The organism is bacterium, assembly GCA_016699045.1.
Taxonomy (GTDB): domain Bacteria; phylum Babelota; class Babeliae; order Babelales; family RVW-14; genus AaIE-18.
This window is the reverse complement of the sequence record CP064957.1, coordinates 1,081,108-1,104,097: the sequence shown is the minus strand read 5'-3', so window position 1 is coordinate 1,104,097 and position 22,990 is coordinate 1,081,108. Positions and strand designations below refer to the sequence as shown.

21 protein-coding genes and 1 tRNA gene are annotated in these 22,990 nt (G+C 41.1%); 17 read left to right on the top strand and 5 right to left on the bottom strand.

The features are described from left to right. The first annotated feature begins 12 nt into the window (after positions 1 to 12). The 7 genes from IPF37_05015 (at position 13) to IPF37_04985 (ending at position 5,854) form a co-directional block, all read left to right on the top strand. Positions 13 to 420: a biopolymer transporter ExbD gene (locus IPF37_05015; GenBank protein QQR48892.1), complete on the top strand. Its 408-nt coding sequence runs from the start codon at positions 13 to 15 to the stop codon at positions 418 to 420. Positions 421 to 437: 17 nt separating this feature from the next. Then, the gene (locus IPF37_05010; GenBank protein QQR48891.1) at positions 438 to 1,220 is read left to right on the top strand and encodes a hypothetical protein; all 783 of its coding nucleotides are present in this window, start codon (positions 438 to 440) and stop codon (positions 1,218 to 1,220) included. Between the two features lie 27 nt (positions 1,221 to 1,247). Further along, positions 1,248 to 2,549, top strand: a complete 1,302-nt coding sequence (locus tag IPF37_05005; protein QQR48890.1) for a PD40 domain-containing protein — start codon at positions 1,248 to 1,250, stop codon at positions 2,547 to 2,549. A gap of 126 nt (positions 2,550 to 2,675) precedes the next feature. Further along, positions 2,676 to 4,538 carry an ATP-dependent zinc metalloprotease FtsH gene (ftsH, locus tag IPF37_05000; GenBank protein QQR48889.1) on the top strand — a complete coding sequence of 621 codons (1,863 nt, stop codon included), beginning with the start codon at positions 2,676 to 2,678 and terminating at the stop codon, positions 4,536 to 4,538. Between the two features lie 180 nt (positions 4,539 to 4,718). Next, positions 4,719 to 4,916: a 50S ribosomal protein L28 gene (locus IPF37_04995; GenBank protein QQR48888.1), complete on the top strand. Its 198-nt coding sequence runs from the start codon at positions 4,719 to 4,721 to the stop codon at positions 4,914 to 4,916. A gap of 33 nt (positions 4,917 to 4,949) precedes the next feature. Further along, positions 4,950 to 5,231 carry a 30S ribosomal protein S20 gene (gene rpsT, locus IPF37_04990; protein QQR48887.1) on the top strand — a complete coding sequence of 94 codons (282 nt, stop codon included), beginning with the start codon at positions 4,950 to 4,952 and terminating at the stop codon, positions 5,229 to 5,231. 35 nt (positions 5,232 to 5,266) lie between these two features. Further along, complete coding sequence (locus IPF37_04985; protein QQR48886.1) at positions 5,267 to 5,854, top strand: VOC family protein; 588 nt, start codon at positions 5,267 to 5,269, stop codon at positions 5,852 to 5,854. 59 nt (positions 5,855 to 5,913) lie between these two features. Here the strand turns inward: IPF37_04985 and IPF37_04980 are convergent, their stop codons facing one another. Beyond that, positions 5,914 to 7,380: an HD domain-containing protein gene (locus IPF37_04980; protein QQR48885.1), complete on the bottom strand. Its 1,467-nt coding sequence runs from the start codon at positions 7,378 to 7,380 to the stop codon at positions 5,914 to 5,916. 70 nt (positions 7,381 to 7,450) lie between these two features. Here IPF37_04980 and IPF37_04975 point away from each other — a divergent pair. The 5 genes from IPF37_04975 (at position 7,451) to IPF37_04955 (ending at position 13,026) form a co-directional block, all read left to right on the top strand. Further along, positions 7,451 to 7,526 (top strand) — tRNA-Ala (locus IPF37_04975). 153 nt (positions 7,527 to 7,679) lie between these two features. Further along, entirely contained in the window at positions 7,680 to 8,204 is a 525-nt protein-coding gene (locus IPF37_04970; protein QQR48884.1) for a hypothetical protein, read from the top strand. Between the two features lie 91 nt (positions 8,205 to 8,295). Then, the gene (locus IPF37_04965; GenBank protein QQR48883.1) at positions 8,296 to 9,450 is read left to right on the top strand and encodes a pyridoxal phosphate-dependent aminotransferase; all 1,155 of its coding nucleotides are present in this window, start codon (positions 8,296 to 8,298) and stop codon (positions 9,448 to 9,450) included. Between the two features lie 51 nt (positions 9,451 to 9,501). Beyond that, a complete protein-coding gene (locus IPF37_04960) occupies positions 9,502 to 10,938 on the top strand; it encodes a UDP-N-acetylmuramate--L-alanine ligase (GenBank protein QQR48882.1) in 1,437 nt (478 codons plus the stop codon). 87 nt (positions 10,939 to 11,025) lie between these two features. After that, positions 11,026 to 13,026 carry a hypothetical protein gene (locus IPF37_04955; protein QQR48881.1) on the top strand — a complete coding sequence of 667 codons (2,001 nt, stop codon included), beginning with the start codon at positions 11,026 to 11,028 and terminating at the stop codon, positions 13,024 to 13,026. 64 nt (positions 13,027 to 13,090) lie between these two features. On the opposite strand, the gene trxA is transcribed toward IPF37_04955, so the two are convergent. Both trxA and IPF37_04945 read right to left on the bottom strand, forming a co-directional pair. Then, positions 13,091 to 13,411 (bottom strand): thioredoxin, encoded by a 321-nt coding sequence (gene trxA, locus IPF37_04950; GenBank protein ID QQR48880.1) that lies wholly within the window; start codon positions 13,409 to 13,411, stop codon positions 13,091 to 13,093. A 90-nt stretch (positions 13,412 to 13,501) separates the two neighbouring features. Continuing rightward, complete coding sequence (locus tag IPF37_04945) at positions 13,502 to 15,622, bottom strand: hypothetical protein (GenBank protein ID QQR48879.1); 2,121 nt, start codon at positions 15,620 to 15,622, stop codon at positions 13,502 to 13,504. A gap of 232 nt (positions 15,623 to 15,854) precedes the next feature. Between IPF37_04945 and amrB the strand changes: the two genes are divergently transcribed. The 5 genes from amrB to IPF37_04920 all read left to right on the top strand — a co-directional run bounded on the left by amrB (position 15,855) and on the right by IPF37_04920 (position 20,393). After that, complete coding sequence (amrB, locus tag IPF37_04940; protein QQR48878.1) at positions 15,855 to 17,519, top strand: AmmeMemoRadiSam system protein B; 1,665 nt, start codon at positions 15,855 to 15,857, stop codon at positions 17,517 to 17,519. Positions 17,520 to 17,627: 108 nt separating this feature from the next. Continuing rightward, entirely contained in the window at positions 17,628 to 18,818 is a 1,191-nt protein-coding gene (locus tag IPF37_04935) for an NAD(P)/FAD-dependent oxidoreductase (protein QQR48877.1), read from the top strand. An 11-nt stretch (positions 18,819 to 18,829) separates the two neighbouring features. Continuing rightward, entirely contained in the window at positions 18,830 to 19,123 is a 294-nt protein-coding gene (locus IPF37_04930) for a nucleotidyltransferase domain-containing protein (protein QQR48876.1), read from the top strand. Beyond that, complete coding sequence (locus tag IPF37_04925; protein ID QQR48875.1) at positions 19,111 to 19,530, top strand: nucleotidyltransferase substrate binding protein; 420 nt, start codon at positions 19,111 to 19,113, stop codon at positions 19,528 to 19,530. Before IPF37_04930 ends, IPF37_04925 begins: the two co-directional genes overlap by 13 nt. Positions 19,531 to 19,607: 77 nt before the next feature. After that, positions 19,608 to 20,393, top strand: coding sequence for an HAD-IA family hydrolase (locus IPF37_04920; protein ID QQR48874.1), 786 nt, complete (start codon positions 19,608 to 19,610; stop codon positions 20,391 to 20,393). Here IPF37_04920 and ruvX read toward each other — a convergent pair. After that, entirely contained in the window at positions 20,368 to 20,793 is a 426-nt protein-coding gene (gene ruvX, locus IPF37_04915) for a Holliday junction resolvase RuvX (protein ID QQR48873.1), read from the bottom strand. The genes IPF37_04920 and ruvX overlap by 26 nt on opposite strands. Positions 20,794 to 20,864: 71 nt before the next feature. Further along, positions 20,865 to 22,934 carry a WD40 repeat domain-containing protein gene (locus IPF37_04910; GenBank protein ID QQR48872.1) on the bottom strand — a complete coding sequence of 690 codons (2,070 nt, stop codon included), beginning with the start codon at positions 22,932 to 22,934 and terminating at the stop codon, positions 20,865 to 20,867. Positions 22,935 to 22,990 lie beyond the last annotated feature (56 nt).

Sequence of the window (22,990 nt, the reverse complement as noted above, 5' to 3'; positions counted from 1 at the left end):
GCAAGGATTTGTATGAAAAAGCCAAAACGTCGCCATCTGACATTGCCCGAAATTTCACTGACGCCATTGATTGACACCGCGCTCACGCTACTGATTATTTTTATTGTGACAGCGCCAATGGTACAAAACGGCATTAAAGTTAATTTGCCGCACGGCAAAAGCAAAGAGGCTGGCAATCAACAAGAGCTGGTCGTGACACTCAATAAAAAAAATGAATTATATTTCAATAGCTATCCGGTTAAAAAAGAAGAATTAGTAAGTACTATTCAAAAAGCACTTGAAAACAACGAAGACACACCGATTTATGTGCGCGCCGACGAAACCGTTTCGTATGGCAATGTTATTGATATTGTGGACAACTTAAAACAAGCAGGCGTTAAATACGTTGCCATGTCAACACAACCCTCTTCTGGCCGTTAATAAAAATACACCACGTTATGAACAATTCACTCGCTCTGCGTTATCTTTCAATCTCGCTCGCGCTCCACATAGCACTTATGTTCCTGTGCTATTTCGGCCCAAGCGATAACACGATTCATAAAAAATTTTTGGTACTCGGCGCCCATTCTCAAAAAATAAGTTCCGCCTCCTACAAACGGCTGGAAGCAATTCCATTTGTTAACGAAAAACCAAAACAACCAGAACCGGCAAAAAAAGCCGTTGAAACAAAAAGCGTTGTTAAAGAATTGCCAAAACCAGAACCAATCAAACAACAAGAAAAAACTAAACCGACACCAAAATTGAAACCAACAACATTACAAAAAGAACTTCCAAAAAAAAGCACCAAACAAGAAACAAAAAAACTAGACAAGAAACCAGTTGAAAAAAAGCCAGACTCAAAGCCAAAACCGGAACTAACAACGCAACCAGTTCCTGCTATCACACCTGCGACAGGCCTCCCTAAAATCGCTGCCAGCGAGTCACTTGAAGAACCTCTTCATTTGATTTATGGCGACCCTCTGGACGAAAAAACACGTGTGTACCAAAAAACCATTCAGCGCACTATTGCCAAAATTTGGCAGCCTCCAGTTGGCGTGCCCAAGGGAACCGAATGTTCGTTAATATTTGTTGTTAACAAACAAGGTTTGATCGAAAAATTTGAAATCTTGCAACGCTCGGATATTTTAGTTTACGATTTAAGCATTGTTCGCGTTGCGCAACAGTTTAAATTTCATCGATGCCTGTGGGGCAAAAAATTTACCGTCGATTTCAGACAGTAGTTTTCCCCACCATTTTTAAGGATATGCATGATTAAAAAAATATGGTTCATACTACTTCTCGTTGGTTCTTGCAACGCAGCACCAGAAAAAAATTTTACTGCTAGCGCTCGTAAATATAGCACCATCAAGTGCCTCGGGCTTTGTGAAAAAAATAATCCAGCGATAGCAAAAATTGGCCAGATGGTAAAATTTGATCTTGAATTTACCGATCAACTTGATATTGAACTCAAAGCAACGTCAAAACAACCAACACCCCAAGCGCTCAAAAAACTTTTTGCAGACGGCATATCGCTCTGTTTACTTTTGAAAGAAGACAAAGACAAAACAATTGGTGTTGAAGTTTTTGATACTAACTCAGGCGCCTCAGTATTCAAAAAATCCTACCCCCACTCAGCCGATTCGCTCGTTCTTGATGGCCACCGCATTGGCAACGATTTGATTCCTGCTCTAACCGGTAAATCAAGCGTTGCACTCAGCACACTGGCATTTTGCAAACAAGTATCCTCAAAACAAAAAATAATTTGCGTTGCTGATTATGCTTGCAAGGGAGAAAAAGATCTGATCACGCACAAAACACTCAATGTGGCACCAGCATGGCACTCGCAAGCACCAATGCTTTTTTATTCACAATTCACCCCAACCCGCTGCCGACTGATGGCGTTTAATATGGCCAACAAACACCAACAAAATATTTGTGCGTACCACGGTTTAAATATGCAACCGTCTTTCTCGCCAGACGGCACACAAGTTGCTTTGTGCATGTCGGCAAACAGCGATAACTCTGAAATTTATTTGTATGACCAACAATTGTGTTCTCGCTTAAAAAAACGCGTCTTTCGACAACTTACGCATAACAAAGGCAATAATTCAGCCCCCTGCTTGCTGCCAAACGGCAATCTGGTATTTTGTTCAGACTTTCAAACCGGCAACCCGCAGCTCTATCATTTGAACCGCGAAACCAATACCGTCAAACGCTTAAGCAACGGCCAATCATACTGCGCAGCACCAACGTACAATGCCAAAAAAAATGCGCTAGCATACACACGCTACATCAACGGTAATTTTCAATTGTTTAGTATGGACCTGCGAGATGACAGCGTTATAGAAAAACAACTCACACGCGGACCTGGCGACAAGCTTGACCCAGCATGGTCACCATGCGGTCACTACATCGCGTTTACGTATGATCTAAAAAATGAAGAAACAGGAAAGAAAATTCCGCAAATCGCAACCTTCAACTGCGACAGCAAAAATATCAGAATACTGACACATAATGACTTCCCGAAAAGTTTCCCAGCTTGGACTCATGCCTCGTTGTACCAGTTGTAAGGAAATAGCGCTGAATGAAAGTTAATTCTAGGCTAAACTCTATTTCTTTATTAAAATAGCGCTACATTAGAATTTATTGAGCTTTAAGTCTTTTAAAAACATGAACACTTTAAAACAGGTGAATCTATGAGTAAAAATAAAAAGAAGGGTCCTTTCCAATCAATACCGCCACGGCTACCTGGCAAAGGACCAAACGCTTTGTGGTTATTAATTGCTTTGTTGGGCCTGGGTGTTTTGTATCTTTTTTGGTACAACAGCATCAACAGCGACCTTGAAACAGTAACCTACTCCAACATTTTAACACACATCGAACGCAACGACGTTAAAACGTTACGCATTCAAGATCAGTATGTTCAAGGCGAATACCAAGATGGTAAACGTTTTACGGGCTACATTGCACCAACAACGTTGTTTTGGGAAGCACTCAAAAAACACAACGTGAACGTTGAAATATTTCCACATGACAAAAACACTCTGGGATATTATTTCTTTGCAATTCTACCATTGCTCTTATTGCTTATGTTTTTCTTTTACTATCGCCAAAGCCAAGGCGGCGGCGGTAGTGGCGGCGGCAAGATATTTAGCGTCGGCAAAAGCAAAGCACGTTTCTTTTCTCCCAACACGATCACCACAACGTTTAAAGATGTAGCGGGTGTTGAAGAAGCAAAAGAAGATTTAAAAGACATTGTCGCGTTCTTAAAAAACCCGGAACGCTTCGAAAAGCTGGGCGCCAAAATCCCCCGGGGGGTTTTGCTCAGCGGCGCTCCCGGCAACGGTAAGACGCTTTTAGCTAAAGCAGTTGCGGGCGAAGCAAGCTGCCCATTTTTTAGCATCAGCGGTTCTGACTTTGTAGAAGTTTTTGTGGGCGTGGGCGCTTCTCGCGTGCGAGATCTTTTTACCCAAGCCCGCCAACATGCACCATGCATTGTCTTTATTGACGAAATTGATGCGGTTGGTCGTCAACGAGGCGTTGGTCTTGGCGGCGGTAACGATGAGCGCGAACAAACGCTCAACCAACTTTTGGCTGAAATGGACGGCTTTAGTACCGAGCACGGACAAGTAATTGTTGTGGCAGCAACCAACCGTCCGGACGTTTTGGACAAAGCACTTCTGCGCCCTGGTCGCTTCGACCGTATTGTTGAAGTTCCTTATCCAGATTTAACCAGCCGTCGAAATATTTTGGAAGTGCATGCAAAAAAAATTAAGCTCGATCCAGAAGTAAGCTTAGAAAAAATTGCACGTGGCACACCAGGTTTTAGTGGAGCAGACTTAGAAAACCTCATTAACGAAGCTGCGTTACTGGCTTCAAAAACTAATGAGCTAACCGTACAAACTGCTCAGTTTGAAAAAGCACGCGACAAAATATTGCTGGGCGCCGAACGTAAAACCTTAATATTTACCGACAAAGAAAAGAAAATGACCGCGTATCACGAAGCCGGCCATACCTTGTTAAACTTGTTGCAGCCAGTCGAAACCGACCCGTTCCACAAAGTTACCATTATCCCACGCGGCCGCGCACTAGGTGTTTCTTGGTCATTGCCAGAACGCGACAAGCATTCACAAACCAGTAACGAAATGCTAGCTCGCATCGTTGTCTGTTTTGGTGGACTATTGGCTGAAAAGATGATTTTTAACGACCAAACAAGCGGTGTTTCTAACGACCTTGAACAAGCAAGTAAAATTGCTCGTGCCATGGTGCGTCGCTTTGGTATGTCTGAGCTTGGGCCTATTGACTATACCGCCACTCAAGAAAGCGGCTACAACGGACAAGGAACTATGAACGAATATTCAGAAAAGACGGCTGAGCGTATTGACCGTGAAGTTGAAAAAATTATGCAGCAATGCTACGATAAAGGTAACCAATTGCTCACGGACAACAAAGAAAAACTTGATCTTTTGGCCACAACATTGCTGGAAAAAGAGACCCTACTGGCTCAGGAAGTGTATGAGCTTTTGGAGATCCAACCACGAGAAACTCACACTTTTTAGCAAAAAATTGACTTGTCCTGATTAATTGTTTCTAATTGAAACAACAAGTTAGGATCTATTTTTATAAAATCTTTAAAAAAATCAGGTTTTTGCTAGACTGTTTAAGATGGTTGCATTTTTTATTGCATATTTTAATTGAATATAAGCATAATATTATTTTAAGGTAAGGACACCAAAGCTATGGCAAATATTTGTATGGCATGCGACAAGCGTCCACGCACTGCTAACAACGTCAGTAACGCAAACAACAGAACAGGACGTTGGCTCTATCCAAACGTTCACGTCATGCGCTACACACTTAAGGGCGAGCGTAACGTACATCGCGGCAGCGTTTGCACAAAATGTGTAAAAAGCGGAAAAGTTGAAAAAGTAATTTAAGTTATTCCATCTTAATTAAAGCGAGATAATTTCATGGCAAACATCAAGTCTGCTAAAAAACGAGCACTAACAAACGAGAAAAAGCGTCAACAAAACGTAGCACGCCGTTCAGCATTAAAAACTACTGCACGCAAAATTGCTGATGCATTGGCTGGCAACGAAGTGAGCGAAGCACGCGAATTGTTTAAACAAGCAGAATCACAAATCGCACGCGCAGCAGGTAAAGGCGTTTTGAAAAAAAACACCGCTTCACGCAAAATTAGCAGACTAGCAAAAAGAATTGCAGCAGCAGAAAGTACCCCTTCAGCTGCGTAAAAAGAAGTGCTAGGTTCTAAAGAATAGGAAATAGTATGATGAAGTCTGGAGAATTAATTATTGTTGTAGAGTCTGTTGAAAAAGCCGTTAAGTTTTATACTGAAAAGCTTGCTTTCGACGTTACGTATCTTGAAACAAAAAAAGATGATCCAAGTGCACTGTCGTGTGCACGCCTTAAAAAAGGCAAATGCATGCTCCAGCTACGCGCGCCACATGTTGAAGAATTGGCGGACTTCAGTTTTATTAAACGCTGTGCCAGCAGAAGTATTGGTTTGTATATCGAACTCAAAACTGGCATTGAAAAATACTATGACCGTTGCAAAAAAAAGAAAATTACTATTGTCACTGAGTTAAAATCTCTTGATAATGGTACGCGTGAATTTTCTGTGCGTGATCCTTTTGGCGTACGCCTTATTTTTGTACAAGAAAAAGAAGGCCATGTCGCAAAACCTTCAAGAAACTTTTTTGGGCTTCAAATCCAAGATGGCGACCTGGCTGAGTATAAAAAAGGCGGCACACATTTTCTCGACCGCATGGTTGCCCAGCTCAAAAGCTATGGCATTTTGCGCCGTGCAGCTAAAAAATATGCCAAGCTTCGCTTGAAAAACCTAACCAAGAATTAAAATTTAAAAGCAAAACAATTTTCTTTTTGGAGCATACCTTCTAGGTGTGCTCCTTTTTTTTAATCTTTCAAAACACGTCGCTTAAGTTCTTCAAGATCGGTAATACCTTCTTCAATTTGAAGATCGTAAGCACGATCAAGCAACCGACCCATGCGCGGGCCTGGCGATACCAAGCCAAGAAGATGGCGTCCCTGCAAAACCGGTGCTTCAGGCTTGTGCACAACATGAGCCCGTTCGCTTGCTGCTAAGAAATCGGCATAATCAGCACTATCTGCACTCAGCGGTTCATGCGAATTACCATTACGTCCACGCTTGTCTGCCAACGCTAACAACGCAATTTGACGCATACTAAGGTCCGGCCCCAGAACAGCTGCTAGCCGCTTATACGCTTTGAGCGAGGCTTGTTCACGAACAAGCATAAACGGCCGCATATGATTGCGCACCAATTTACACACTACTTTAATAAGCGCGACATTATCTGTTAAGCGCTTGAGCAATGAATGCGCAATTGACTCACCTTTTTCAGCATGTCCGTGACAAGAAAGATTGGCATCTGTTGTTGTTGGTTTACCAAGATCATGACACAACGCAGCAAACATAATCATCAATTTTTCTTCCTGCGCAGACAACAATTCGGTTTCTTGATAATCAGTCAACTCTGCAGCTGCATCAATTGCTTGCATCGTATGCTCAAAAACATCGCCCTCGGGATGGTAATCTGACCGTTGCTTAACACCAATCAACACGTACAATTCTGGAAATAATTCTTTAAGGCGCCCAATCTGAGCCAACCAACGAAAGCCACGCGATGGCCGCTCTGACTTAAGCATCAATTTTTTTATTTCTTCAAAAATGCGTTCGCGCGCTAATAAACCATGCGTAATCGGATCTTTCAAAACCATAGTGGCGCACAACTGTTGCAACTCAGTATCTGGTTGCATATCAAAGCGACCAATAAATTGCATCACACGAAAAAAACGCAAGGGATCTTCAATAAATAGGCTTTTATCAACCGCACGCAATCGATTATTTTTAATATCATCAAGTCCGTGATACGGATCAATAATCGTAAACAAATCGGCATAGCTTTTCGCATGGTAAGCTTTTTTTAATAATACATCGTACTGATCAACAACGTCATTCAAGTCGACCGCCATTGCGTTCATGGTAATATCTCTTCGCTTCAATGCTTGCGTAATATCCATTGTTGGATCTATTGTTACGTCAGGCTTACGACCGATACTATCTTTACGAGGCAATGACCAATCAACATCCAATCGCCACAAACGCAGAACACCAAACTGCTTACCAATCAATTCTGTTTTTCCAAAATTTTCTAAAACCTTTTCAAGTTCATCAAGTGCCAATTTATGCACTTCGATATCAATATCTTTAACCGACCGATCGAGCACTAAATCGCGCACACTACCGCCTACCAAGTAAGCAACACCCCCAACTTCTTTAATTTTTTGTATAATGGGCACCACCATTTTTAGATCACTCAAAAATGAAATAACGTTTTTCATAAGCATCCTTTAAGAAAAACTACTTGCGATTTTCCCGACTTCTCTTACACTTTAAATGAAAAATGCTTTTGGGGCTATAGCTCAGTTGGTAGAGTGCATGAATGGCATTCATGAGGTCACCGGTTCGATCCCGGTTAGCTCCACCAGTCATTTGCGAAGCAAATGCCTGGCAAGCCAGTCCCTCAAATGATTGAAATAAAGAATTAAGCTTCGCCCGATTGCCCTGAGCTTGTCGAAGGGTCAAATGATTGAAATAGAGAGCAGGCCGGCAATCTTATGGAAAAGATGTTGGAGGAGTAGTGGAAAAGAAAAAACTTTCTTATCTTAAATACATCGCTCTCATCTCTTTTGTTTCTTTTAATTTTTTCTACTATATTTCAATTTATGGCATTAAACACGGCACGTTGCTAGCACTACTGATCTGGAGTTGCTACGCACTGTGCATACCAGCCGGCCATGGACAACTGTTGCTCGGTTTTCCGCTACGCTTGGTAACTGATCGTCCAATTTTTACTGAACCATTTTTTTGGTCATTCGCGGTCATCATTAATATTTTTTCTTATTTTTTTGAACCGTATATTTACTACCAAACAATTCCAACTTATCTTTTGTATCGAATTATTGTTAACCCAAATCCTTACTGGCTCATTTTTTTAGTATCAGGATTGGGTACCTTTTTTACGTTTATTATTAACGAAGATCCGGTAAACATACAAAATTATCGTAATAAAATTATTCGTCACTTGTTGATACTTTTTGGGATTCTCAATTTCTTATATTTCTCACATCAAGAATTTATTATTATTCTCAACAATAAATTATAATTATTCATCAGGCCCTTTTTGTAAAAAAAGAAAAATTTTATTATGATTTACTTCTTGCATCAGTTCACCAAATCATCAAAAAGGAGCCATCATGTTAGAAATACCACTTTCAGGCATAAAAAAAATTGAAGAAATAGCAAGTAGTCACGAATACATTTCATTATCGCAAGGCTCTGTAAAAATTGGCGGCATCCCATCGCCCATCAAAAAATACGTTCAAGACTTACTTAACACCGACAAAACAGATTATTATGAAAGCTGTTGGGGCATAAAAATTTTACGTGAAAAACTTGCACAGCATATTATTACTACCTACAACACTGCGGTAACCAGCGACCAAATATTGCCAACGCACGGCTGCATTGGCGGCCTTTCGTTATTATTTTTAACGCTTTTAGCGCCAGATGACGAAGTTATTATTCCAGAACCATCTTACCCTGCCTACACTATTTTAACGCAAACAACACGCAGTAAAACGGTTTTCGTTCCAATGTTTGAACCAAAAGATAATAATTCACTCGATTTTGATTGGAACCTTGATGTTGAAAAAATTAAAGCCGCAACAACCAGCAAAACAAAAATTATTATTTTTTCAAATCCCTGCAATCCAACCGGCGCTATAATCCCGGCAACAACACTACAAGCACTTGTTGATTGGTGTGAATTAAAAGGTATTTATTTAATTATCGATGAAGCATACCGCTCGTACGACTTTACCGGCACGTTAACGCCCGGCGTTACGTTTATTAACAAATCAGATTTTGTTATCAGCGCCAATACTTTTTCAAAAAATATGGCAATGAGTGGTTGGCGAATTGGCTATTTAGTTGTTTCAAAAAAACTCACTAAACATCTGGTTGGCATGCAAGACGCATTGCTCAATTGTTTAAACAATACCGCACAATACGCCGCATTGTACGCACTTGACCATCCTGAGCTTTCACAAAATTTTTTCAACATCATCAGTCACAACAGAACGTTGATCATGCAACTTATTGAACCACTTGTTCAAGCAGGAATCTTTAGCTACAAAAAACCAGACGGCGGTATCTTTCTATTCTTAAATACAATTTATCCCGATGCCACTGACTTTTGCTTAAGTATTCTCAACCATGCAAAAGTTGGTCTGATTCCCGGTAAAACATTTGGTCCCAACAGCGCATCATTTCTACGTTTGTGTTATGCCCGCGACACGGCAATTCTTGAAGAAGGCATTCGAAGAATTACGCGTTATCTATTACCTTAATCAAACGACGTAAGAATTTAAAATGTACCAAATCACGATTACGAAAAAAACATGTATAAAAAAAGAGAACATATTCATTTCATGGGCATTGGCGGTATCGGCATGAGCGGTATTGCTGAAATTGTAAAATTGCAAGGCTACACCGTTTCAGGATGCGATTCAAGCAGCGAAGGCAAAAGCATCACTCATCTTCAAAATATTGGCTGCACGGTTTTCCAAAACCACAACGCCTGTCATGTTGACAACGCCGACGTGCTGGTTTACTCATCAGCAATCAAAAAAGATCACCCAGAAATTGTTGCCGCACTTGAACGCGCCATTCCGGTTATCCCGCGCGCACTCATGCTGGCAGAGCTCATGCGCACTAAATACAGCGTTGCGGTTACCGGCGCGCACGGCAAAACAACAACGACTTCATTGATTTCGCACATTATGATCGAAGCACAAAAGAACCCAACGGTCATTGTTGGCGGCGTTTTGAAAAATATCGACAGCAATGCACAGCTTGGTGACAGTAACCTGCTCATCGCCGAAGCAGACGAAAGCGACCGCTCTTTTTTGTATTTGAATCCAACGATGGCAGTCGTCACCAACATCGACAACGAACATTTAGAAACGTACAGCGGCCTTGATGATATCAAAAAAACATTCCAAGATTTTTTGGCGCGCCTGCCTTTTTATGGCAAAGCCATCGTCTGCATTGACGATCCAAATATACAAGCAATTTTACCATTGCCTCATGTCTGTACCGTCAAATATGGCTTGCACAGCAACGCTGATATTATGGGTACTATTGTCTCGCTTGGCACCATGCAATCAGTTTTTGATGTTTTCAAAAATAAAGACAGCAAGGGTTTTGCGCTGGCAACTCCACTTCATTTGGGCCGCGTAACGCTCAATATTCCAGGCGATCACAACGTTTTAAATGCATTGGCCGCACTATCGCTCTGTTTAGAATTTGATATTCCTTTTGCTACCATCGCCAAAGCACTTGAATCATTTTTTGGCGTAGAACGTCGCTTTGAGTTTAAAGGCACTTTCAAAGGCACCGAAGTTTTTGATGACTACGGCCATCATCCAACTGAAATTGAAAAAACGCTGGCAGTAGCGCAGCACCGCACCAATGCGGGCGGGCGCTTGCATGTTATTTTTCAGCCACACCGCTACACGCGAACCGAAAAGTTGTGGCGTGAATTTGTTGAACTTTTCGCCTCCGCAAAAAATAGATTTTCAGTTGCAACGTTAATCGTCGCCAATATCCACCCAGCAAGCGAAGAGCCTATTCCAAACATTACCAGCCTGCGGCTGACCGAAGCTATCAACGCAATGAACCCTGAACTCACGATTATGCACTACGACAATTTTGATCAAATCATTGAAGCAATTGAAAAAATTGCACAACCAAATGATTTGGTGCTAACAATTGGCGCAGGCAAAATTAACCAAGTTGGCAGTGAGATTGTATCGAAATACAGGGCTTATCCGTAATTGACAAAGATTCAAAGTTCGGTCACAATAAACCACCAATCGGGTTGTTTTTTAGAATCATTTTTCATCAGAAAGGAACATACGTTAATGAAGCTGTTACACAAATATAATGTTGTTTTGCTTTTCGGGCTGATCATTTCAGCATCTCCTGCTCATGCCATGAACATTCCCGGATTAATAGACACCACAAAAAAAGTAGATCTTAAAAAGGTATCTACAACCGCAGGAACCAAACCAAAATTAACCGTACGTCAAGGCGACTTTGAAGCGACCGTTGGTGGTAAAATGTTGGTTGAACATTATTTTGCCAAAAACATCGAAATGATGAACAGAGCTTTGCCCGACCAAGCGGAATATTTCAAACAAACGTTTGATCTGAATTTTGATTTCGTTTACGGCAAAGAAAAATTTGATCACAAAGCAATCGAAGCTTATCTTAACCTGCGCCAAAAAGGCGTTTGGGGCCTTGGTAGCGTTTTTGCAAACGCCGACGCGTCACAACCAGTAACGCTTAAATTAGACAAGACTGTTTTTGGTAATCACAGCCACACCAACGGAAAACCGTTAATCTGGATCAGCGAAGGTTGGCTACAATTCAGCCTTAACGCAATCTGCGGCGGCAAAGGAAGCAACTACATTCATACGCTCAAAATGGGTTGGTTTCCCTTCATGCTTGGTCGCGGTATAGCACTTGGATCTGTGTACGGTCTCAACCGTGAATTACTTGGTCTTTATAGCTACGGCGAAGATAAATCAGCACCTGGTATTTTGTTGAATGGTGAATTGATTAAAAACACTTTGTTTTATGATATTTATTATTCAAAATTTGAAGAGCGCGACAAGAGCCTGGCCTACACGCTCAACAGCGTAAAAGATCAACTTGTTGATCATAAATTAACGCCATGGCGCGGTGTTGGTAAAGACGACCAAGTTATTGCTGCACGTCTTATGTGGAAACCAATTCACAACGAAGACCATAACTTACACATCGAGCCATACGTTTTCTACAACGATGCATCAGATCAAACGATAGAAGTTCTTGCTGATACCAAAACACAACTGGGCTCGATTGGCTTGAACGTTGAACATGTCTACAAAGGCTTTGAAGTCAGCGGTGAAATTGCTGGTAACTATGGCAGAACAATTGAGCGTCATCTTGACCGTAACCGCATTGATATCAGAAGAAATGCTACGGGACAGCTTGAAGAGTACTTCACAAACATTATTGATAACGCAACAACGAAACCAGCAACGTTTACCGATTCCAGTCTTGCTGCTGCTCAACGAATTGTTTATACCGATTCTGATCCACTGCCTGGTGCTTTTACCAGTAAATCAGGTCGTATTCGTCCACCGTACACCAATCAACTTCGTGGCTGGATGGGCGTAGTAGACGTTGCGTACACAACTCAAGATAAGACTTTAAAAATGGCAGCTGCGTACGGTTATGCCTCTGGCGACCAAAACCCTCATCAAGATCCTGTCGATAAAAACTTTAATGAATTTGTTGGTCTTCATGAACTTTATAACGGTAAAAACGTACAAAGTGTGATTGTTCTTGGTGAACGCTTGCTCAAGGTGCCATCAACGTTACATTCTGGCGATACCAGTGCACGAGAAGACTTTGCATTTACCGACTTGCAACACGTTGGACTTAGCTTTACGCTTAAACCAAAATGTGGTCAAAGCAGAGGCTTAACGATCAATCCAAACTTGATGTTCTTCTGGAAGGCTTTCCCTTCAAAAGTATTTGAACTTACGTATGATGCTAATGGCAATGCAACAGGCGGCATGGCAACCGATGAAGATTCTCGTAAATTCATGGGAACAGAATTTAACGTTATTTCAGAAATTGAAATTATTAAAGATCTTAAATTCTTTGCCATCATCGCTATGTTTGCACCAGGCGGTTTCTTTACCGACGTTTCAGGCGTGCCATTGAGCAAAGATTTCTATAGTTCTTTCTTTGCTACGTTGCCACAAGGCGCTGAAGATGGTATTGATACAAATGATATTGACGCTCAAGATTTTAGATTGAAAGACGATCGATCATTCTACTTGAACATGGGCTTTGAATATAAATTCTAACCATTCTACTTAAAAACAAAAAAGGCGCTTTTTTCAAAAGCGCCTTTTTTGTTTTTAACTTTTATTATTTAAAATAACTATCGAGTTTATTTTTCAATGCTTCTTTAGTCATTGAACCAGTTTCTTTTCCAACCATCTGACCGTTTTTCACAAACACAAAAGTTGGGATTGAAGAAACATTATACTGTACTACTAAATCACGTTGATCATCTATATTGATTTTTGCAAACTTATAGCTATCTGCCAGCTCTTTTGAAAGCTCATCAAAAAGAGGCGCCATTTGACGGCAAGGTCCACACCAGGGAGCAAAAATATCAATTACCACTGGCTTATCAGATTTCGTAATTTCCTGCTCAAAATTTACATTCGTAATTTCAAGAGCCATAACAATCCTTTGTTTGAATTAATGATCAGATAAAAAATACTCTGCTTTACAGAGTAATAAAAAACAATCAATCAGGCAAAGAGTAATTAGTTATGGCTGCAACGAGAGATATTTCATGAGCTGCTTTTTTTGTCCCTCATCCAAGGGCGACTGCTCAACACTAATCCAACTTGTTGGTTCATATTTTTCAACTAAACGTGAAAAGCGATTGAGCCACATGCCATGATGATTTTGTAAAATATGATCAACCCAAGCCGCTTGATCAAGATTTTTTATTTTGGACAACAACAAAACCCCAAGATGCCGAATATTAATATCATTCTTGGTAAACCAGTCATGATGCTGCTTAAATTCAGTATTAAAAGTACTAACATACACGGGCTTTTCTGCAGTGCTCAGCCCTTTAAAAAAACCTTTATAAAACCAATCAACATGCAACGTAGCGGCATAACAAGACATCAAACAATTTGGAATTAAACTTTCGGCATAATTTTTTAAGTCTTTCCCAACGCTTTCTGCTCGCTGCTCTAAAAATGAAAAATAATCAGCCGCAGCTTTATTTTTCATCAGCTGGGCAACAATCTCGTGAGCATTAGTAGCAGCCCAAAAATTAGATTTATCTTTCTTAAATTCATTAAAAAGTTCGGGCGAAAAACCAAAAACATTTAAAAACATATCGCTCTTACGCCGGCCATACATTTCAAGATCTATCACCACACCAGATAGCGGCACGCCATTGGAAATAGCTGGATCTTCCCATTTCTCTACAAAAACCTGAAGCGGTTTTTTAACTTCATTGTCCCAAAAAGTTGAAGCTATTGGACTTGGGACATCGTCATAACGATTGTTATAAAGATCCCACGCAAACTGTTTTGGTAAATTTGGCGCATAAATATTGTCAGCAATTTCAAACCCCACCAAAATTTTTGGTAGCTGCTTACCTCGGCGCTTAGCAGCAGCACTCAATTTTTTAATAAAACGCGCCACCGAACTCATAAAAACTTTTTCTTTATCTTTGTACTTAGCAATAGGACTATAATAAATATTGGGGGTTAAGCTGATCCACAAGGCATTTAAGCCAGCATCAAAAATATGATTAATTAACTGTGTTTGTCTGACCGCACGATCCTTTTTGTCTTTTTTTATGTCCTTGGCGGCCATATCTTTATAATCTTTATCTTCAAAAATAGGCAACTCCATCCAGGCAATTTTTCTAAAATGTTTATCATACTTACTCGCTAAATCTACCGAAAGAAACGGGGGTAAAGCGCTCCTGTTGGCACTGCCATCATCAAGCGCTTTACCGGGGTTGGGGTTAGGAGATTTGTTGGTATCAAGAATAGTTTTAAGGTTGCCCATCATATCATTCATCGCCTCATGCATTTTTGAGCGAATACTATCTTTGACAGGACACATGCGAAAACTTTCGGTTATGCCAGAAAACGTTAACAACGTTTTTGATGTAACAACCACATGATTTTTAAAAAATGGATTGTTCCAGTATAAACCGTAGGGAAAAGCTTTCCGTACTGAGGCTGAATAATACTGCGCAGAACGAAAAGGCAAAACATTTAAACGTGCTTTTTGAGCACGAAGAAGTTGCTTAACTTGATCATTAAAAAAGCTTGCTCCACTATGCGCGCCACAGAGTGTTGTTTCGTAAAGCATGGTTCGAGATTCCAACGGAACCGATAAGAAACGATTGGTAAGGCCCAGAAAGGCACGCATTGATTGCGCTGCTTTATTGTTTTTATCGTGTGCCATCAAATCGGCACGAACATTGGTTCCTAATTGTTCAAAAATTGGCAAAAGCGCCATCACCGGTCCATTGGGTGATGCGACGGCCAATGGTGGCAAAACCAATCCGGTAAGCTTGCCTTCAAGCGACGCATACTGGTGCATGAGGTCCATAACTTTTTGCGCAACGGGCGACTTGTCGTGCATGCCCTTTAAAAATTCCATGCTAAAAATAAAAAAAATTCCATCAAAATCTTGATATGTTTGAAATAAATTTTCTTGGTCCATGAGCTGATCGATCGATACATAACTCACGTTAAAATCTGCCACTTGTGCCGCATTAATGAATGGCTGATAAAGCGCCTGCTCGCGATGAGCAGTATCGAATAATGCCAGTTGGCGAGCAGCACGCAACGAAGGGGTAGTAGCGTATGCCACCACGAAACATGCCAAGAATATTTTCAAGAACTTCATCAGATCTCCCCGTGCTTTTTACCAGCACCCAATTCCCCTTGCCTCTCTTTTTCCCAATAAAAACTTTCTTATTGAATATTTGCCTACCCTAATGCTATATATTTTATATTCAGATAATCAATATTTTTGAAAAATTTACATTTTATGCCGTTTTAATAGGCTTAGTCATGAAAAAGAAATGAGACCCAGAAAAGAAAGAACAAAGCGTACATCATCAAAAAAAGGAGATAGAATGCTTAAACGATCTGAAAAAATAGGCTTATGCATAATCTTAGCAGGACTGAGCATAGCACCTGCCTGCGTTACCAAAGAATCTCGCTCAAGCCAAAAAACCCTGTCAATCGTGCACGAAGCTCACTTAACGGCAAGCTGGTATCCACAAGAACCAGCGGCCTTGCGCCAAGAAATTAATAATTATCTAACGCAGGCCCTAAAAGATTTTTATGTCGAAGCCGACCCACAAGCCATCAGAGCGCTCGTCGTTCCACACGCTGGTTATTATTACTCGGGCCTCTGTGCTGCCACTTCCTACCAAACCCTTCTTGAAAACAAGAATCTACGATCATCATCGATCAAAAACAAGAAAATCAAACGAGTCATCGTGTTAGCCCCGAGTCATACAACGTTTTTCCGTGGTATTGCCCTGCCAGATTATACTACCTACAAAACACCCCTTGGCGAGTTGAACGTCAACCAAGAATTGTTATTTAAACTTGAAAAAAATGAACATTTTAAGATTTTTAGACAAGCTCACGCAACCGAACACGCTATCGAAATACAGCTCCCATTTTTACAAGAAACTATCACTTCGTTTGAAATAATGCCACTCCTTGTGGGACAATTGGAAACTGGAGACATAGAACCAATCGCCGCTAAACTTAAAGAATGTTTGAACGATCAGACCTTATTAGTCATCAGCTCAGACTTTATACACCATGGGCAAAATTTCAATTACCAGGTCTTTAACGATACAATTATCAATCAAGTGAAATATTTAGATTCCCTCGCCGTCAAAACACTGGTAAACCCAAATTTAGAAGAATTTGAAAACTTACTTAACCAAACTGGCTCGACCATTTGTGGTCAAAACCCACTCAAGCTTTTTATTTCGCTTCTTGAAGATAAAGCGTTTGGCACCACGACCGAGCAACGTGTTACCTGCTACTACACCTCCGCCCACTTACATCAAGCCCGCAACAATAAACAAGAAATTGATGTCAAAGCACTTCTTGGTAGCATTCCAGACGCTCAAGCGAGCGAAAGCGTAAGTTATGTTGGCCTGGTAGCAACCAACCAAGAATTAAAAAACTTAAGCAAAGAAAACCAATTAACTGGTTACGAAAAACGAGCACTTTTAAAAACCGCTCAAGAAGTTGTTGAAAACAAACTAAAGCCTGAAACAGCACAAACACCAGAACATTTGTTGTGGCCAATCATCAGCCCAGGCATTTTCAAACATGCCGGCGCCTTTGTCACGCTCAATAACAAAGATGGTAACTTGCGCGGTTGCATCGGCCGCATTATGTCTGAGGAACCGCTCTTTTTAACGATTGTTGAAATGGCAAAATCTGCTGCGTTTCATGACGACCGCTTTAGCCCCATCACTCAACAAGATTTAAACAATATTATTTTTGATATTTCAGTTTTATGCCCACCTAAAAATATTTCCAGCTTAAATGAAATTGAGATTGGCAGACACGGCATTATTTTGAGAAAATTTGATGGCACAGGTGCTCTCAAAAACTCCGCCGTCTTTTTACCGCAAGTACCAAAAAATTTTGGGTGGAATCTGGAACAAACACTCACACACTTGAGCATTAAAGCAGGTCTTGGCGCTGAAGGCTGGAAAGATGATTGTAGCTTTCAAATTTTTGAAGGCTTTGAATTTCACGAATAATCAACTCGGGGAGGTCATGAGACCTCCCAACTCATATCTCGCTGCAGACTATCGGTTAAAACTTGCAATCTGTCGGCTTTTTCTTTACATTTTGCAGGAGGTATTTTTATGAGACAACAGTACATTATCATCGGTTCATCCGCTGCTGGCCTTGGTGCTGCCGGCAAATTACGCACGCTTGACGCCGGCGCTCGCATTATCTGCCTGACAGCAGAAAGAGTTATGCCGTACAATCGTTGCCTGTTGGCAGATCATTTGTCTGGTGCACGCGAGGCAGATCAAGTAGCCACCAAACCACAAAGCTTTTTTGATGAAAATAATATTGAATTAATGTTGAACAGCCGCGTAGTCGGCCTTGATGCAGCAGCACAAAAAGTGACGCTTACCAACGGCACTAGCTTTAACTACGACAAGCTTTTTTTGGGAACTGGTCGTTCTGCCTTTATCCCGTTCCTGCCTGGCGCCCAAGCAACGGGCGTTTTTTCATTTTTTGATTTTGATGACGTTACCAACATTCTTGCGTATATCAAGCAGCATAACGTTAAACAGGCAACGATTGTTGGTGCGGGCCTCAGCGGCCTTGAATGTGCCGATGCTTTACTAGCACACGGCCTCAACCTGACGGTCGTTGAACGTGCACCACACGTTTTAGCCAGCCAAATCGATGCTACTGGCGCTGAGTTTTTAACAAATCTCATGACGGCAAAAGGCATCAACGTTTTGACATCAACCACTGTCCAAGAAATTGTAACACACAACAAACGCGTTGCCGGCCTGTTTTTAAACACGGACAAAGCGATGAAAACAGACATGGTTATTTTTGCGATTGGCGGCAGCGTTAATCTCGATCTTGCCCGCCAAGCAAACCTCACGATTGAAAACGGCGGCATTATGACTTCGCCAGCCATGCAGACTAGCAACCCAAATATTTTTGCCGGCGGCGATATTTGCCGCGTGCACGATTTGGTTACGGGCGGCACCACCATCAGCACGCTCTGGCCCGACGCGGTTCAACAAGGCATGGTTGCAGCACACACAATGGTCGGGCTTGAAAAAAATTATGCCGGCACGGTCACGATCACCAGCTCACATATTTTTGGCACGACATTTGTCACCTGCGGCCCCACCATCAAGCCCGCTGAATACACGCAGCTCATTAAACAAGGAGCTGACTTTTACCACCGCCTTTTAATCCACGATGGCATACTCAAAGGATTTATTATGGTCGGGAACGTGCAAGGGGTTGGGCAGCTGCGTAAAGCACTTGTTTCACAAGAAAAACTTTTCGAAAATAGTTAGAAAGGAATAGAGTGAACCTCAAACCCGAATATCAAAAAAAAATTATAGCCATTCTATCTGCGCTCTTTCCCGATGCAAAAATTTATCTTTTTGGCTCGCGAGCTCGCGGCACCAATCAGGAATTTTCAGATATTGATATCGCTCTTGATGCTGGCAAAAAACTCAGGCGCGCTGACGTTGGCGAAGCACGCGATATGCTGGGCGAAAGCAACATTCCCTACAAAATTGATCTCGTCGATTTTCAAGACATTTCTGAAGCCATGCGAAAATTTATTTTACAAGAAGGCGTTCTATGGAAATCGTAGGAGTAAAATATCAAGCAATTTGCAACGCACTCAACAAACTCAAAACTATTTTAGAAAAATTACATAGCCATCAATTTGAAGCACTGCACGAAGAAATGCGTGATTCAGCAATTAAACGCTTTGAATTTTGCATGGATACCTTTTGGAAATTTTTAAAAGTTTATCTGACTGAGGTTTTAAAAATCCAACCAGAAAAAGCAAGCCCTCGACATATTTTTTATTTGTGCCTTCAACAGCAACTTATCTCAAACGAGGAACTTGTGGTTCTTGAAGATCTTGTTGGGGACCGAAATCTAACATCACACACGTACAATGAAGAACTTGCAGAATCAATCAGCGAGAATATTCCAAAATATTATCACACAATGAGCAAAATTATTGCCCGCTTCAAAATCGAAAGAATATAATGAATCTCAACCTTGCCAATCAAACAAAAATGCTCATTCTGTTGCTCACGCTTTTTCTTTATCCAAGGAATGCGCACATGAACCAGCCAATGCAAGCAGCACTAACCATCCCTCAAGTTATCGAACAAGCACCAACCTTTGAGCAGAAAAATATTGTTTTTGATATGACCGGCGTTTTGTTTGAATTTCACATGAGCAAATTTTTGTTATTACGAAAAATTGGTATCATGCGCCTGCTAGCATACTCGATCTGGCATTACAAAAATCCTTTTAATCTGCTCAATATCACGCTTGATTTTTTGGATAAAATCAGCCCGCCAACCAATAACAAATTTTATAAAACGAGAAAACTGCCTCAACTGACGTACGAATGGGGAATTGGCAAAAAAACGAGTGCCGAAATAAAAGCAGAAATCAATCAAGCTCTGGAAAAAAATCCCACTCTGATAAGAAGCAATCTTGAGCACTCGGTGATTCTGGCAACAATCAACGACTTACTCTGTCCACAATCTTTTGCAAACGCTTGCAAGCCAACCGCTCTTGTTGAAATGGTACAATTTTTACGAAATCAGCACAATGCTGATGGGTCCCGCAAACATCATTTGTATCTTCTTTCAAATTTCGATGCAGAAAGTTTTGCAATTCTTAAAACACAACATCCTAAACTTTTTGCCTGTTTTGATGGCTTGGTCGTTTCAGGCACTGCCGGTTGCATGAAACCAGACGATGAAATCTTTGATTATTTATTCAACACGTACCAACTCAAACCACAAGAATGTTTATTTATCGACGATCAAGAAGAAAATACAACGGCAGGAAACAAGCATGGCATGAAGACTATTCTTCTTCTTGGCTCGCACTAAATGCTTTATAATCCAAATAGCTTTGTAAAATAAAGGACGCCGCAACAGAATGTTGGCGTCTTTTTTCTTCTGGTGTTTTGCCCGTGCCTTTGAGAATATCGGCACGCTTGCTGCTCAAGCGCTCGTCCCACAAGATCCATTGGACATTGCCAAACTGCTGCTCAAGCTCTTCTTTGAGCTTAACCGTTTTGCGCGTTTGATCGCTTTCAGTACCCGCACTCATTGTTTTTGGATAACCAACAACAACCACTGAAATATCCTGACCAGGAATTACGCGCGTTAAAAATGAAACAAGATTTTCAAGCTCAACCGTTTCATACGGCCGACAGCTAATGCCTAATGGATCGGCAATGGCAGAGCCGACCCATCTGTCGCCAAGATCTAATCCTAAAATTTTCATACAATCCTATCGTGTTAAAAAAGCATATTCACATATGCCAGAATAGCACAAGGATCGCCCTTTTTCTAACGTTATGAAAATGGGTTATACAACAAGCGGCCAAAAAGCTCAACGCGTGCACCACCAAAAATAATGGTTTGTAAATCAAATGCTGCTCCGAGCGTACCATTACCCAGCACAAGGCCATTAGTAAGAGCCTGCGGCAACGTATCAAAGCGGTAGGCAACCGAATACACTTCAATTTCATTGTGGCCTGCTGTTGCAGTTTGCCCACCAATAGCAAGCGTTGCACCATCAGGGCTCCAGGAGAGTCCCTTAATTTCGGTGCCATAATCTTGGCTAAAAATTAACGTCAAAGCAGCACCATCAAATCTATAAATTTGTAACTCATTACCATTAGTTGGCGTCGTTCCACCAACCGCCAAATAACGTCCAGAAGGATCCCAACGAACTTCATTAATTGCAGTACCATAGTCAACGCTGGTAACGAGTAAAAGCGTTGAACCATTAAATCGATAAATTTGAAGCTCATTACCACTCGTTGGTGATTGCCCACCAACAGCCACATGAAGCCCGCTTGGATCAAATTCGATAGAATTGACACCGTTGGAAGCGCCATAATCCAGACTTGTTTTAAGCGTTAATGATGAACCGTTAAACGTATAAAGACGAATTTCATTACCACCAGTAACAATAGAGTTAGCACCAATCGCAAGTGTCGTTCCAAGAGGATTCCACGACATACCACCCGCTACAGTGCCAGCCGTAGCTCCAAGATCAATTGTAGCAACTGGTGTTGAAACAACCGTAACGCCCGTGAATCTGAAAATTTGAATTTCGTTACCACTTGTTGGGTTAATCGGCCCAACGGCAATATAGTTGCCATCGCGCGACCAATCTAACCCTTGCGTATTATTGGTTGCAGCACCGAGTGAAAGAGCAGCTACTTGTGCCAACGTAGTACCATTGAAACTATAAACTTTAAAGTTATCAGTCGTTCCACCAACAGCCGCCAAGTAACGACCATCAGGATTCCATTTTATACGCAAACAGTTACCGCCAAAATCAAGCGATGAAACCAAAGTAAGTAATCCGCCACTAAAACTATAAACGTGCACCTCATTGTTACCGTTTGGCACTGTCCCACTAACTGCCAAGTAGCGACGATCTGGCGACCAGGCAACCGAATTAACAATAGATCCATAGTTGAATGTCGTTGTTTGAGTAACCAAATCCAGCGCTGTCGCAGCACGCGTACTCAAGGTAACTTTATTATCAAACCACAAATTTCCCTTGGTCAAACGCATGCCAGTGTGCGTTGTTTGTAGTGTCGTGATAGAACCTCGCATGAAAAGTGTTGACGATTTATCAACCAGCTGAATTAAATCTTGGTTGGTTGAACTTGGATAATAATAAAGCGTCATGCCTGGATCAAACGTCAAAAGAGATTGTGGCATGACATAACTTTGCATCCATGATTGATAAATGAAACAAGAGGTACCGGTAAATCTGACATCATTATTAAAAAACAAACGCCCGGTTCTGAATGGGAAATCATCAACCAACTCAAGCGTTACATTATCAAGCGTAATATCACCTTTTTGATCGAAACAGCGCAAAATAGGAATATTTGGGTTATTACGCGTATTTTTAATAGTCATATTCTTCAACGTCAAACTCACGTTACTGGCAAGTAAAAGTTGCGCATGCGGCTGAAAAATAAGCGCATTTTTATTTCTGCCATCAATAATAGTATCTGAAACAATTTGAAAAATACTGTTGGTTGGCAACGTTATATCATCGCCCAAATGGATCGTATTAGTACGGCCATTGATATACCCGCCGGTAGAAAAGGTAATATTTGAGGCCAAATAAAGATCACTGCGCAAATCAATTGATCCAGTCGTGCGTAAATCTATGGCACCAGAAACGGTAATAAACGTATCTAATGCAGCGGACTGACCAGCCAAAATGGTAAAGCCATTATTCAAACGAACATAACCCGTGGCGTTATTAAAATTACGAAAAACATAATGAGCATTTTGATAAACAGGCGTTGAGGTCCCCGTTAAATTTGCAGCTTTAACAGCTGAACAGGTAAAAATTAAAAGAAAAAGTAAAATATTAAAACTTTTTTTCATTTATAACTCCTTTTTTTTGAGAATCCTTTTGGATTACTATGAAGCGAGATTTTAAA